Here is a 13207-nt window from a genome sequence, read left to right on the forward strand (position 1 = left end):
ACCGAACACTCCCTCGAATACCGCACGAGGGATCCGCACGCGCGATGCCCGAACGACCCCACGCCTATAATCGAACGGCCGATTTCGCGCCCCGCCGTCTATCGAAGCGCCGCAAGGAGACCTCTCCATGGCACTGCCTGCCGTCCTGCAAAACCTCTCGCTGCCCGTCGTGGGCTCGCCGATGTTCATCGTCAGCTATCCGGAGCTGGTGCTCGCGCAGTGCAAGGCGGGCATCGTCGGCTCCTTTCCGGCGCTCAACGCGCGCCCCGCCGAAGAGCTGGGTGTCTGGCTCACGCAGATCCGGGAGGAACTCACCGCTTACAAGAACGCGAACCCCGAGGCCGTCATCGGGCCGATCGCCGTCAACCAGATCGTGCATCAGTCGAATGCGCGGCTCGAGCACGACGTGCGCGTCTGCGTCGAGCACCACGTGCCGATCTTCATCACGAGTCTGCGCGCGCCGCCGCGCGAGCTGCTCGACGCCGTGCACAGCTACGGCGGCATCGTGCTGCACGACGTCATCAACCTGCGCCACGCCGCCAAGGCGCTCGAAGCGGGCGTAGACGGCCTGATCCTCGTGGCCGCGGGCGCGGGCGGCCATGCGGGTACGACCTCGCCGTTCGCGCTCGTGGGCGAAGTACGGCGCATCTTCGACGGCCCGATCGTGCTGTCGGGCGCGATCGCCAACGGCGGCTCGATCCTCGCCGCCCAGGCCATGGGCGCGGACCTCGCCTACATGGGCACGCGCTTCATCGCGACCAAAGAAGCGCACGCCGTGGACGACTACAAGCACGCCATTCTCGAAGCAAAGGCCGCGGACATCGTCTACACGAACCTCTTCACGGGCGTGCATGGCAACTACATCCGCGAGAGCATCGTGAACGCCGGGCTCGATCCGGATGCGCTGCCCGAGTCGGACAAGTCGAAGATGGATTTCGGCGCGGGCACCTCGAAGGCAAAGGCCTGGAAAGACGTGTGGGGTGCGGGCCAGGCGGTGGGCCTGATGGACGACGTGCCCTCGGTGGCGGATCTCGTGGCGCGCCTGAAGCACGAGTACGAGGCGACGAAGGCGCGGCTGGGCGTGGGCCGCTGAGCGCGAGGCGCGCCCGGTTTCAGCGCCGGGCAGACATAACGCGCGCGGCGTCGGCACTGAGCGCCGCCGCGCGGATCGCCTCGACGCCCGGCCACAGCTCGCGCTCCGAAAAGCGCGCGGCCAGGAAATCGACGAACGAGCGCACCTTCGCCGACAGATGGCGGCGGCTCGCGTACACGGCGTAGATCGGCAGCTCGCGCGGCGGCAGTGCGTCGACGAGCAGCGGCACGAGGCACCCTTCGGCGATATCGTCGCCCACCACCTCGGTGCCGAGCATCGACAGCCCGCCGCCTTGCAGCACCACCACACGCAGCGCTTCCAGGTGATTGACGATGAGGTTGCCGCCCGGCTTGGGCTTCACGCCGCCCGCGCCCTCCGCGAACGGCGCGAGTTCCTGGGCCGAAGCCCCCGCGTACTGGACGAAGTTGTGCCGCGCGAGATCGGCCACGCTTTTCGGCGCGCCGTGGCGGCGCAGATACTCGGGCGAGGCGCACAGCACGATGTGCGCGGTGGCGAGCGGCCGCGCGATCAGCGAAGAAGACTTGAGCCCCGACGGCGCGGCGCGGATCGCCACGTCGAAGCCCTCGTCGATCAGCTCTACCACGCGGTCGGACAGCGTGATGTCGACCGTCACCTGAGGAAATCCGGCGGCGTAGTCGGCGACCGCGCCCATCACATGACGCAGCCCGAATGCCGTGAGCGACGACACGCGCAGCCGCCCCTGCGGCACCACGCTCGCCGCGCCCACGGCCTGGCCGGCCTCGTCGAGTTCGGTTAGCGCCTGGGCCACGCGCTCGTAGTATTCGCGCCCCGCCTCGGTGGGCGCGACGCGGCGCGTGGTGCGGTTCAACAGCCGCGCGCCGAGCTGCTGCTCCAGATGCATCACATGCTTGCTCGCCATCGCGGCGGACATGTTCAAGCGCTCGGCCGCCGCGACGAAGCTGCCCGCCTCCACCACCTGGCGGAACACTTTCATGCTGACGAGGGTATCCATTGCGCGGCCTTCAACTCGAACATCAAAGAATGGGAATCAATCGGCGATATTTTCCTCGTTTTATCAAATGCGGGTGTTCAAACGCGCAGGCGCGCTTCCTATGTGAGGCGGCCCAGAAAGCAAAAAACCCCGCGCTGCAAATAGCGCGGGGTTTTCGCGTCGAACTTCGAACTGACAGGCTGCGCCGCTTAGAACTTCGCGCGCATGCCCACGCCGTAGGTCTGGCCGCTCGACATGTTGTCGAAGTGGTCGTACATGTACGCGGCGTAGACGTCGGTGCGCTTGGAAAGCGGGTAGTCGTAGCCGATCGCCGCCGTCTGGCGCGTCTGGTTCAGGCCGCCGCCGTCGCGCGAGTACGCATACGACGCCATCACCGTGCCCGGGCCGGCCGGGACCGTCACGCCACCCTGGGCGGTGTTGACGTGCCAGCTGCCCACCTGCTGCCAGTTCGCCGTGTACATGTACTGGCCGAAGAACTTCACGTACTTGAGGTCGTAAGAAAGACCGACCTGCGCCACGCCCTGGCTCTTCAGGCCGATGATGGTCGTGTCGCCGCTCACGATGCTGCCGATGTCGCCCGGCGTGTTGTTGAAGTTCACGTACTGGTAGACCGCCGTAGCCGCGAACGGGCCGTGGAAGTACAGACCCTGCACGCTCCACTTCTTCGAGCCGTTCTGGCCGGCCTGGTTGCCGAACGCATACATGGCCGAACCCGAAAGGCCGTTGAAGTTAGGCGTCGAGTACTGCACGGCGTTGTTCCAGCCCGAGTCGCCCACCACGCCCTGATCGGTCGTGTAGGTCGGGAACGTCGAGAGGCCGAGGTACACGTGGTACACCATCGGCGAGAAGGTGTACGAATCGATGAACGGGTTGAAGAGAATCGTCGAGACGAACAGCTGCGTCGTCAGGCGCCCCGCCGTGACCGTGCCGTACGGCGACTCGAGGCCGACGTACGCATTGCGCGCGAAGAACGTGTCGCCCGCGAAGCGGCCGTACTGACCGTTCTGCGCGCGGAAGAAACTTTCCAGTGTGAAGATCGCCTTGAAGCCGCCGCCCAGATCTTCCGATCCCTTCATGCCCCAGTACGACGTGGACATGCCCCCGCCGCTCACGTTCCAGGCGGTCTGGCCGCCCGGAAATTTCGTCGCCCCGACCCACTCGTCGACCTGGCCGTAGAGCTGGACGCTCGACTGCGCAAACGCCGACGACGACGCGGCGGCAAGAACAGCGGCGAGCGCGCTCGCCTTCAGGGTAGTGCGCAGCGCGCGGCTGACCGTTGTATTCATGGGTTCTCCAGTCTTTGTCAAAAAAGGGTGTCGGGCGGCTGAGGCGCTCGCGCAATGCCTGGTTTTTTCGTCGTTCGCAGGCGTGGCCGTTCTGGGCGGATCCATCTTTGCGGACCATTTTTATGGTCAAAAATAACCGGTGTTATTGCCGGTATATCGGGCGGATTAGTTTGCCGCCGATAGCACCCGGTTTGCCGCTGTCGACTTTGCTTTGCGCTGCGCTGCGTCACGGTTAGTCGCAGGCTGCCGCGCCGCGCCCAGTGGGGCGCTGCCGCACGCGCGTAGCTGCGAATGACGCGCCGCCAAAACGAAAGCGAGATTTGAGACGAAAGGGTTCTGCATGACGAGGGATTTCCAAAAAAGTGTGGTATCCGCGCGTCAGTTTTCGCGGCGTGGACGAACGCAACTTGTTTTGGACGTGTTTCGGCGGCGCTAACAGGTCAATGCCTGAAGCGAATCCTGAGGAGAGTCAAACGAAGACAGCGGGATAAAGCGTGCGGAGGGAAGAAAGCGAAAGCGCGCGGCGTGGCACCGCTCAATTACGGTAGGGCGAAGGCATGGGCGGACGCGGGACCTCGCCGCCGTTGCGCGTGAAGGGCCGGTAGGTACCGCCGCGCTCCTCGTTGTAGCGCGCGACGTCTTCGCGGATCGAGCCCGCGCGCACCGGCGACTCGGGCGGCGGATGCGGCACCTGGCGCGATTCCGCGCTCACGGGCGTGATGGGATTGCCGCGATAGCCACCGTAGCCGCCGAACGGCGTGCCGTAGCTGTAATCGCGATGCGGGGCCGGCTGCTGAACCTGGCCTTGCCACTGGTTCGGCGAGCGGTTACCGCCGCGCTCGTACCGGCCGCCCTGGTCGGCCACGCGCATGGGCGAAGCGGCACCGGTGTAAGCGGCGGGGCCACGGCCGCGTTCAGGGGCGCCGTGGTAGCCGCTGCCCCACGCCATGCCGCCGCCGCGTGGCGCGGGCATCGATTGCATGGCGGGCCTCGTGGGCATGGAAGGGGCGCGCGCGAAGCCGCCGCCCCCGCCGTGCCCTGGAATACCGGGCTGAGCATGGGCGAGCGCAACAAAGGCCGCAAATCCGGCCCCCAAGACCCACTGTCCGAGTTTTGACAACCCTGCCTGCATTGTGACGTTTCACCTGCCCGACGTTCGCGCCTGGCACCCGCCGCTCGGGCCATGGCGGGCCAGTCCCGGGACGCTCGCCGCGCTGGCGCGTAACGATTGCCGCCACAACGGTCGCGGCGTCCCATTGACGGTAATTTATGGGCGTGCTGTATGGGTGTCGAGCCAAAAGATGTTATGCCGCCCGAAGGGTTGTAACACCATGTTACTGCTGGGTTTTCTGCCTTCGGGCAAGCCCTGGGAAGGCCGCCAGGCACGCCTCTCCGCGCAGGTCTGGGAACGGTTCGTTTTATGGTTGATAGACGTCTGAAGATCTGAAGAATGCGCGGAGTCCTGACGGCTTTTGCGGCCCGGGAATGCCCCTCGCACGTCGATAAGGAATCCGGCATAAAGGTGAGATCGATGCCGGCGATACATGCGCATCCGTCATTAATCGATGCTTCAAATGAATTTGCTTTTTCAATCGGCTTGCGCCGACAATAGACGATCCGATTCACCCGTTGCACGCACATCGATCTGCGCGCAGCCAGGCGCCCAGGCGCGCACTTGAGATTGTCCGATGGCACGTCCGAAATTCCTGCCCGATAACTTCACCCTTTGCCTCGTCGGCACGGTGATTCTCGCGAGCCTGTTCCCCGTGCACGGCCAGGCCGCCACCGGTTTCAACTGGCTGACCAATGTGGCGGTCGGCCTGTTGTTCTTCCTGCACGGCGCCAAGCTCTCACGTGAGGCGATCATCGCCGGCGCGACGCACTGGCGGCTGCACATCGTCGTGCTGCTCAGCACCTTCGTGCTCTTTCCGGCGCTGGGCCTGGCTCTCAAGCCCGTGCTTTCGCCGCTCGTCACCCCGGCGCTCTACGCGGGCGTGCTGTTCCTCTGCACGCTGCCCTCGACGGTGCAGTCGTCCATCGCGTTCACCTCGATCGCGCGCGGCAACGTGCCCGCCGCCGTGTGCAGCGCTTCGGCGTCGAGCCTGATCGGCATCTTCGTCACGCCCGCGCTCGTGAGCCTGATCGTCACGAACCAGAGCGCGAGCGGCGGCTCGGCCTGGCACACCGTGTGGAACATCGTGCTGCAACTGCTCGTGCCGTTCGTGGCGGGCCAACTGCTGCGCCCGGTGATCGGCCGCTGGATCGAACGCAACAAGGGCGTGCTCAAGTTCGTCGATCAGGGCTCGATCCTGCTCGTGGTGTTCGGCGCGTTTTCCGAGGCCGTGAACGAAGGGCTCTGGCATCACCTTCCGCTCACCGCGCTCGGCGGCCTGCTCGTGGTGAACGCCGTGCTGCTCGCGCTCGCGCTCGGCATCACGATGTTCACGAGCAAGAAGCTCGGCTTCTCGCGCGCGGACCAGATCACCATCATTTTCTGCGGCTCGAAGAAGAGCCTCGCGGCCGGCGTACCGATGGCGAAGGTCATCTTCGCCTCGAACGCCGTGGGCGCGGTCGTGCTGCCTCTGATGCTGTTCCACCAGATCCAGCTCATGGTGTGCGCGGCGCTCGCCCAGCGCTGGGGCGCCCGCGACATGAGCGCCGAGCGCGCCGCCAGCGCGGGCGACGAATCGCGCGCCGGCGCGAACGAGCGCACGGCTACTGCTGCGCGCCGTTAAGCGGCATCAAGTACGTCACCCGGGGCGGCGAGAGGCCGCCGCCCCGCAGCAGCAAACGCCGTGGCGAGCGCCCGGCATTTCACCCTCCCCCGCCAGCCTCCCCTCCCCGCGTCACATGCCCAAAGATTGGGCTTCGCGGCGCTGTCACCAAAATTTCATTTAATTCATCCGATCATATGCCGTTAAGTTCATCGTCTTCGCCCGTTCCGGCCTGTCCATGTCTGCTCCCGCGCCACTCCTGCACGCGGCGCCCGGCGTCGGGGCGCTGATCGCCCAGCGCCAGCTGCGCGCCGTCTTCCAGCCCATCGTCGATTTCGAGGGTGGCGCGATCCTCGGCTATGAAGGCCTCATTCGCGGGCCGACCGGCTCGCCGCTCGAAACGCCCGCCGCCCTCTTCGCGCGCGCCGGCGACGAACAGTGCACCGCCTCGCTCGAACGCGCCGCCGCCCGCACCTGCATCGAAACGTTCGCGAAACTCGACTGCCCCGGCAAGCTGTTCCTCAATTTCAGCGCCGACGCGCTGCGCCAGCTGACCGCCGACGGCGACGCCGCACTCGCCCTCTTCGACGGCCCGATCGACCCCACGCGCGTCGTGATCGAGCTCACCGAGCAAAGCGCCATCCACGACCTGCGCAACTTTTCGGCCGTCGTCGAGACGCTGCGCGCGGCCGGCGCCCAGTTCGCGCTCGACGACTACGGCACGGCCAACGCCAGCCTCAACCTCTGGGTGCAGCTGCAGCCCGATGTCGTGAAGATCGACCGCTTCTTCATCCACGACATCGCCAACGACGCGCTCAAGTTCGAAGCCGTGCGCGCCGTGCAGCATTTCGCGCAGGCGAGCGGCACGCGGCTCGTGGCGGAAGGCATCGAGAACGCGGCCGATCTGATCGTGCTGCGCGACATGGGCATCGACTGCGGCCAGGGCTTTTTCTTCGGCCGCCCCAACGTGGAGCCGCTGCGCGTGCTCGCCCGCGAAGCGCGCGAGGCGATTCGCGCGGATCATATCGCCGTGTTCCCCGAGGCCACGCGCAGCGCCGCCACGCAGCCCGCGGGTGGCGGCGCGCCGGCCAGCAAGATGCTCGTGCGCGCGCCCGCGCTGCCGCGCGAGGCGACCAACAACGACGTGCTCGAACTGTTCAACGGTCAACCCGACCTGCACGCAGTGGCCGTGGTGGAAGACGAGGCGCCCGTCGCGCTCATCAACCGGCGCGCGTTCATGGACCGCTATGCGCTGCCGTATCACCGCGAGCTGTTCGGCAAGAAGGCCTGCCTGCAATTCGCCAACGCGCAGCCGGTGGTGATCGAGCAGTCGATGACGGTCGAGCAGATGGCGACGCTGCTCGTCAGCGACGACCAGCGCTATCTCGCCGATGGTTTCGTCATCACCGATAACGGCCGGTACGCCGGGCTCGGCACCGGCGAGAGCCTCGTGCGAGCCGTGACGGAGGTGCGCATCCAGGCGGCGCGCTACGCCAATCCGCTCACCTTCCTGCCGGGCAATATTCCCATCAGTTCGCATATCGAGCGGCTGCTGTCGCACGACGCGGGCTTTCACGCGTGCTACGTCGACCTGAACCAGTTCAAGCCCTTCAACGATCAGTACGGCTACTGGCAGGGCGACGAGGTGCTGAAGTTCGCGGCGACGGTGCTCGCCGACGCCTGCGACCCCACGCGCGACTTCCTCGGCCACGTGGGCGGCGACGACTTCCTGATCCTGTTCCAGAGCGAGACGTGGCGCGAGCGAGCGCGCCAGGCGATCGAAACGTTCAACGAGGGCGCGCAGCGCTTCTACGCGCCGGGCGACCGCCTCGCGGGCGGCATTCACGGCGAGGATCGCCACGGCAACGCCACCTTCTTCACCTTCGTGACGATGGCGATCGGCTGCGTGCACGTGGCACCGGGCGAAGGTGCACAGCACAGCAGCGACGCCATCGCCTCGCTCGCGGCGCTCGCCAAGCGCCGCGCGAAACAGGAAGCGAGCGGCCTCGTCGTGATCGACGGCAACGCGAGCGCCAACCTCGTGCCCACGCTCAGTTCGGCATCAGGCGAAACGGCCGGTACAGCATAGCGACCTGAGCCTCCCCTGCGGCAGCCCGCAACATCAACGGGCCGACCGCGCGGCTCGTGCCGCGCGCCGGCCCGTTTTGCTTGCGTTGCTTGACTGCTGCGCAGTCGCTAGATCGTCCCCATCAAGACCAGCACGACCACCACGACGACGATGATGCCGAGCGTGCCCGAAGGCGCATAGCCCCACGAGCGGCTATACGGCCACGCCGGGAACGCGCCAATGAGCAGCAGGATCAGAATGACCAGAAGCAGGGTGCCGAGCATGAGGCCTCCGAAAGTCGAATGTTGGCATCCGCCTTTCCGCAACCGTCGTGCCCGCACGTGTTTAGCTAATTTTACTAAACACTAATGTTTGCGTTTATTTCATTGTTTACTGGTATTTACCTGGAATTCGAGACGTCGATTCGGGTTTTTCGAACAGATTTTTACTATACAATCGCCGCACACCTGACCACACCCGGAACGCTCACCGCGCCACCGCTAGCCAGGAATCATGGGGACAACCATTCGCGACGTCGCGCAGGCCGCCAACGTGTCGATCGGCACGGTGTCGCGCGCGTTGAAAAATCAGCCGGGCCTCTCCGAGGCCACGCGCGAGCGCATCGTCGAGATCGCGCGCACGCTCGGCTATGACTGCGCGCAACTGCGTCCGCGCATTCGCCGGCTCACCTTCCTGCTCCACCGCCAGCACAACAACTTCGCGGCGAGCCCGTTCTTCTCGCACGTGCTGCACGGCGTGGAAGACGCGTGCCGCGAACACGGCATCGTGCCCGCGCTGCTCACCGCCGGCCCCGCCGACGACACCGTCCAGCAGTTGCGCCTGCACGCGCCCGACGCCATCGCCGTGGCGGGCTTCGTCGAACCGGAAATGCTCGCCGCGCTCGTCGCGCTGCAACGCCCGCTCGTGCTAATCGATCTGTGGGCGGCGGGTCTGCGCTCGGTGAACATCGACAACGCGGCGGGCGCCGCGCTCGCCATGCAGCATCTGTTCGAGCTGGGACGGCGGCGCATTGCGTTCATCGGCGGCTCGCTCGCGCACTACAGCATCGCGCAGCGCGCGCTCGGCTACCGGCGCGCGTTCTTCGAGGCGGGCCTGTTGTTCGACCCGTCGCTCGAAACGACGATCGACGGCGGCCTCGATCCCGACACGGGCGCGTCGCTCGCCATGCAACGCTTGATCGACACGGCGCGCGCCGCATCGCGCCCGCCGCCCGACGCGCTTTTCGCCTACAACGACGCCGCCGCGCTCGCTGCCATGCGCGTGTGCCTCGCCAATGGCCTGCGCGTGCCCGAGGACATCGCCATCATCGGTTTCGACGATATCGCGGGCGCCACGCACGCCACGCCGCCGCTTTCGACGATCGCCGTCGACAAGGAAGCACTCGGGCGGCGCGGCGTCGAACTGCTGCTCGAAGAAACGCCTGCCGCGAACGAAATCCGTTTGCCGGTGCAGCTCGTCGCGCGTGCGAGCACGCTGGGTGCGGCGTCATCGAATCTCGTTGCCGCGCAGGCCGTCCACCACGCTGCAGGCGCGCCGCAAAGCGCCTGACGCGCGCCGTCGAAAACACGCTGAACACACACGAAATACGCTGAAGCCACGTCCAGGACAGAAGAGAAAGCCATGACGATGACCGCCGACACCGCCACTCCCGCCACCGCAAACCCCGTCGCCGTACCGGGCGTCGCGAGCTTTCGCGACCGCGGCTTCCTGCTCGGCCACGTGCAGGACACGCTGCGCTTTTACGCGCCGAACGTGCTCGATCCCTCGGGCGGCTTCTTCCACTACTTCCGCGACGACGGCTCGATCTACAACGCGCACTCGCGGCACCTCGTGAGCAGCTGCCGGTACGTCTTCAACTACGCGATGGCGTATCGCGAGTTCGGCGATCCGCAGCACCTGGAATATGCGCGCCACGGGCTGCAGTTCCTGCGCGAGGGCCACTGGGACCCGCAACTGCAGGGCTACGACTGGGAGATCGACTGGCGCGACGGCAAGAAGCGCGTGCTCGACGCCACGCGCCACTGCTACGGCCTCGCGTTCGTACTGCTCGCTTACGCGCATGCGGCGATGGCCGGCATCGAGGAAGCGCGGCCGATGATCGGCGCGACCTTCGATCTGATGGAACACCGCTTCTGGGACGGCGCGGCGGGCCTCTACGCCGACGAGGCGAGCGCCGACTGGATCGTCTCGGGCTATCGCGGCCAGAACGCCAACATGCACACGACCGAGGCGCTGCTCGCGGCCTACGAAGCGACGGGCCATCTCGTCTATCTCGACCGCGCCGAGCGCGTCGCCTCGAACATCACGCTGCGCCAGGCGAAGCTCTCGCAAGGGCTCGTGTGGGAGCACTTTCACGCGGACTGGTCGGTGGACTGGCACTACAACGAGGAAGACAGCTCGAACATCTTCCGCCCGTGGGGCTTCCAGCCGGGCCATCAAACGGAGTGGGCGAAGCTGCTCTTGCTGCTCGAACGGCACCGGCCGCTGCCCTGGCTGCTGCCGCGCGCGATCGAACTGTTCGACGCCGCCATGGCGCACGCCTGGGACAACGATCACGGCGGCCTCTACTACGGCTTCGGCCCGGACGGCACCGTGTGCGATCACGACAAGTACTTCTGGGTGCAGGCGGAAACCTTCGCCACGGCGGCGCTGCTCGGCAAGCGCACCGGCAACGAGCGCTTCTGGGACTGGTACGACGAAATCTGGCGCTACAGCTGGGCGAATTTCGTCGATCATCGTTACGGTGCGTGGTATCGCATCCTCACCTGCGACAACCGTAAGTACAGTGACGAGAAGAGTCCCGCCGGCAAGACCGACTATCACACGATGGGCGCGTGCTACGAAGCGCTGAACGCGCTGCCCGGACGCGGCATGGCGCCGGTCATCGGCCGCGAGGAAGCGACCGCCGCCGACGCCGGTGGCGCGAACGCATGACGGGCACGAGCGGCCAGAACTAGAGAGAGGAACACGACGATGAGCACCTGCAGCACCGGCCCGGACTTTTCGTCCGGCTTCCCGGCCTTCATCTCGGCCGGCGACATTCTCACCGATCTCGTGCGCACTCCCGCGCCCGAGGGCACGCCGCACACGTCGCAACCCGGCGCACCGGGCATGGACTCGCACTGGCGCGCGCATCCTGGCGGCGCGGGCTGGAACGTCGCGCGCGCGGTCGCGCGCCTCGGGCTGCCCACGGCGAGCGTGGGGGCGCTCGGCGTCGACAACTTCTCGGACGAGCTCTGGAACGCAAGCGTGGCCGCCGGTCTCGACATGCGTTTCATGCAGCGCGTGGAGCGCGCACCGCTGCTCGCGATCGTGCATCAGACGCATCCGCCCGCGTACTACTTCATCGGCGAGCACAGCGCCGACCTCGCCTTCGATCCCGCGAAGCTGCCCGAAGGCTGGCGCGCGCATGCGAAGTGGGCGCACTTCGGCTGCATCAGCCTCGTGCGCCAGCCGCTCGGCGAAACGCTCGCCACGCTCGCCGCCGAGCTGCGCGCAGCCGGCGTGAAGATCAGCTTCGATCCGAACTACCGCAACCTCATGGCGCACGGCTACGAGCCGATCCTTCGCCGCATGGCCGCGCTCGCCGATCTCATCAAGGTCTCCGACGAAGACCTGCGCATGCTGTTCGCCGGCAAGAGCGAGGCCGACGCCATCGACGCCGTGCGCGCGCTCAATCCGGCCGCCACGCTGCTCGTCACGCGCGGCGCGCAGGCGGCCACGCTCTATGTGGGCACCGAGGTGATCGAGGCGGCGCCGCCGCGCGTCGAAGTGGCCGATACGGTGGGTGCCGGCGACGCGTCCATCGGCGGACTGCTGTTCAGCCTCATGAGCGCGCCGCAGCGCAACTGGCGCCAGCATCTCGCCTTCGCGCTCGCCGCGGGCGCGGCCGCGTGCCGCCGGCCCGGCGCGCATTCGCCGACGCTCGACGAAGTCGTCGCGCTGCTCGCCGACTGAAGGCGCCCGCGGCGCGCAGTCTGGCGCGCCGCCCGGACACGGCGCGGGGCTGACACGAAAGCGCCGCGCCGTCGTCATATGGGTGTCCCGCAGCCGCGCGGGCAACGTGCTAGCATGGAATCTCCCTCTTGTTGCGGGTCAGGCGCGACGCTTGCGCGCCTTCATCCACTGTGACCCGTCGAGGGGAGTTTCCTTCCACGAGGAGCACGTTATGGAAGACGTCAGCTACACCAAGGGGATCTACACGGCCGTCGCCACAGTGCGGCCCATGAACGCCGGCCAGTACCAGGGCCTGGTCTCCCTGGCGCGCGACGACGGCGAGGAACTCGAAAACGCGGTGTATGAAGTCGAAGCCGCATCGGGCACGCCGGAAGAAGCTCTCGAAGAAGCCAAGGCGCTGGCGCATCGCATTCTCGGCGAGCTCGAGCTGTAAGTCGCCCGGTGAGCCCAGGGCCCGCTCGGGGACTGCCGGCAGCGCTGCAAGAGACGGGGGCTCTGCATGGGGCCAGAGTAATGGCGTTGCATGGGCCCGGAGTAAGTGCTGAAGCACTAACTCCGGCCGACAGCTAAAGCGCCAACTCTGGTCGACAGCTGTGCATGGGACCAGAGTAAGTGCGTTGCATGGGCCCGGAGTAAGTGCTGAAGCACTAACTCCGGCCGACAGCTCAAGCGCTAACTCTGGTCGACAGGAGGTTAGCCATGTCCGAACAGCTCTTTCTATACGGCGTTTACGCCATCCACGTGCATCCGCTCGAACTGCAGGGCGCTCGCTGGGACGCCGAGTATCAGATCACGCATCGCGACAAGGCCGTGCAGCCGTGGGTCACGGTCGGCGGCAACTCGGGATTCGACGCGGCGACGCTCGCCGTGGACGCCGCGCGCCGCCAGGCCATCGCCGATATCGAACATGGCGCGGGCATTCCGAAGCCGCATGGGTTTCCGTAAGCCTTTCGTTCGACGCCGCTCCTGCCGCGTCTCGCTGCTGCTCTCGTCGCGCTAGCCCTGCGCCCTGCCAGCGCCCGTCGGCGCGTGCCCGCTTGTCCTGTCCCTGCGGCATTGCTACGCTCTTCTCCT

At 66.8% G+C, this 13207-nt stretch carries 12 protein-coding genes; 8 read left to right on the top strand and 4 right to left on the bottom strand.

The window, feature by feature from the left end; translation table 11 throughout:
• Nucleotides 1-127 precede the first annotated feature (127 nt).
• Nucleotides 128-1093: a nitronate monooxygenase family protein gene (locus AB3X98_RS33825; RefSeq protein WP_069265156.1), complete on the top strand. Its 966-nt coding sequence runs from the start codon at nt 128-130 to the stop codon at nt 1091-1093.
• 19 nt (nt 1094-1112) lie between these two features.
• Here AB3X98_RS33825 and AB3X98_RS33830 read toward each other — a convergent pair whose 3' ends face one another.
• From AB3X98_RS33830 to AB3X98_RS33840, 3 genes are all read right to left on the bottom strand, one after another.
• Nucleotides 1113-2087 carry a LysR family transcriptional regulator gene (locus AB3X98_RS33830; RefSeq protein ID WP_368606331.1) on the bottom strand — a complete coding sequence of 325 codons (975 nt, stop codon included), beginning with the start codon at nt 2085-2087 and terminating at the stop codon, nt 1113-1115.
• Nucleotides 2088-2275: 188 nt separating this feature from the next.
• Nucleotides 2276-3373, bottom strand: coding sequence for a porin (locus AB3X98_RS33835; protein WP_368606330.1), 1098 nt, complete (start codon nt 3371-3373; stop codon nt 2276-2278).
• A 535-nt stretch (nt 3374-3908) separates the two neighbouring features.
• The gene (locus AB3X98_RS33840) at nt 3909-4355 is read right to left on the bottom strand and encodes a hypothetical protein (RefSeq protein ID WP_069265159.1); all 447 of its coding nucleotides are present in this window, start codon (nt 4353-4355) and stop codon (nt 3909-3911) included.
• Nucleotides 4356-5061: 706 nt separating this feature from the next.
• On the opposite strand from AB3X98_RS33840, the gene AB3X98_RS33845 reads away from it, so the two are divergent.
• Both AB3X98_RS33845 and AB3X98_RS33850 read left to right on the top strand, forming a co-directional pair.
• Nucleotides 5062-6108, top strand: a complete 1047-nt coding sequence (locus tag AB3X98_RS33845; RefSeq protein ID WP_069265160.1) for a bile acid:sodium symporter family protein — start codon at nt 5062-5064, stop codon at nt 6106-6108.
• Nucleotides 6109-6325: 217 nt separating this feature from the next.
• Nucleotides 6326-8176 carry an EAL domain-containing protein gene (locus tag AB3X98_RS33850; protein ID WP_368606329.1) on the top strand — a complete coding sequence of 617 codons (1851 nt, stop codon included), beginning with the start codon at nt 6326-6328 and terminating at the stop codon, nt 8174-8176.
• A gap of 107 nt (nt 8177-8283) precedes the next feature.
• On the opposite strand, the gene AB3X98_RS33855 is transcribed toward AB3X98_RS33850, so the two are convergent.
• Nucleotides 8284-8439, bottom strand: a complete 156-nt coding sequence (locus AB3X98_RS33855) for a DUF3309 family protein (RefSeq protein WP_069265162.1) — start codon at nt 8437-8439, stop codon at nt 8284-8286.
• Nucleotides 8440-8668: 229 nt separating this feature from the next.
• Between AB3X98_RS33855 and AB3X98_RS33860 the strand changes: the two genes are divergently transcribed.
• From AB3X98_RS33860 to AB3X98_RS33880, 5 genes are all read left to right on the top strand, one after another.
• A complete protein-coding gene (locus AB3X98_RS33860; protein ID WP_368606328.1) occupies nt 8669-9724 on the top strand; it encodes a LacI family DNA-binding transcriptional regulator in 1056 nt (351 codons plus the stop codon).
• A gap of 78 nt (nt 9725-9802) precedes the next feature.
• On the top strand, nt 9803-11110 hold the full coding sequence (locus AB3X98_RS33865; RefSeq protein ID WP_368606341.1) for an AGE family epimerase/isomerase: 1308 nt from the start codon (nt 9803-9805) through the stop codon (nt 11108-11110).
• Between the two features lie 39 nt (nt 11111-11149).
• Nucleotides 11150-12133, top strand: coding sequence for a carbohydrate kinase (locus tag AB3X98_RS33870; RefSeq protein WP_069265165.1), 984 nt, complete (start codon nt 11150-11152; stop codon nt 12131-12133).
• A gap of 211 nt (nt 12134-12344) precedes the next feature.
• Nucleotides 12345-12566: a hypothetical protein gene (locus AB3X98_RS33875; RefSeq protein WP_069265166.1), complete on the top strand. Its 222-nt coding sequence runs from the start codon at nt 12345-12347 to the stop codon at nt 12564-12566.
• Nucleotides 12567-12832: 266 nt separating this feature from the next.
• On the top strand, nt 12833-13078 hold the full coding sequence (locus AB3X98_RS33880; protein ID WP_069265167.1) for a hypothetical protein: 246 nt from the start codon (nt 12833-12835) through the stop codon (nt 13076-13078).
• The last annotated feature ends 129 nt before the right edge of the window (nt 13079-13207 follow it).

The sequence above is a fragment of the Paraburkholderia sp. BR14312 genome (assembly GCF_040948675.1).
GTDB lineage: Bacteria > Pseudomonadota > Gammaproteobacteria > Burkholderiales > Burkholderiaceae > Paraburkholderia > Paraburkholderia nodosa_A.

Excerpts from the sequence above, each read along its gene's own strand:
- AB3X98_RS33825 (WP_069265156.1), top strand. The coding sequence starts at position 128 with ATGGCACTGCCTGCCGTCCTGCAAAACCTCTCGCTGCCCGTCGTGGGC.
- AB3X98_RS33830 (WP_368606331.1), bottom strand. The coding sequence starts at position 2,087 with ATGGATACCCTCGTCAGCATGAAAGTGTTCCGCCAGGTGGTGGAGGCG.
- AB3X98_RS33835 (WP_368606330.1), bottom strand. The coding sequence starts at position 3,373 with ATGAATACAACGGTCAGCCGCGCGCTGCGCACTACCCTGAAGGCGAGC.
- AB3X98_RS33840 (WP_069265159.1), bottom strand. The coding sequence starts at position 4,355 with ATGCAATCGATGCCCGCGCCACGCGGCGGCGGCATGGCGTGGGGCAGC.
- AB3X98_RS33845 (WP_069265160.1), top strand. The coding sequence starts at position 5,062 with ATGGCACGTCCGAAATTCCTGCCCGATAACTTCACCCTTTGCCTCGTC.
- AB3X98_RS33850 (WP_368606329.1), top strand. The coding sequence starts at position 6,326 with ATGTCTGCTCCCGCGCCACTCCTGCACGCGGCGCCCGGCGTCGGGGCG.
- AB3X98_RS33855 (WP_069265162.1), bottom strand. The coding sequence starts at position 8,439 with ATGCTCGGCACCCTGCTTCTGGTCATTCTGATCCTGCTGCTCATTGGC.
- AB3X98_RS33860 (WP_368606328.1), top strand. The coding sequence starts at position 8,669 with ATGGGGACAACCATTCGCGACGTCGCGCAGGCCGCCAACGTGTCGATC.
- AB3X98_RS33865 (WP_368606341.1), top strand. The coding sequence starts at position 9,803 with ATGACCGCCGACACCGCCACTCCCGCCACCGCAAACCCCGTCGCCGTA.
- AB3X98_RS33870 (WP_069265165.1), top strand. The coding sequence starts at position 11,150 with ATGAGCACCTGCAGCACCGGCCCGGACTTTTCGTCCGGCTTCCCGGCC.
- AB3X98_RS33875 (WP_069265166.1), top strand. The coding sequence starts at position 12,345 with ATGGAAGACGTCAGCTACACCAAGGGGATCTACACGGCCGTCGCCACA.
- AB3X98_RS33880 (WP_069265167.1), top strand. The coding sequence starts at position 12,833 with ATGTCCGAACAGCTCTTTCTATACGGCGTTTACGCCATCCACGTGCAT.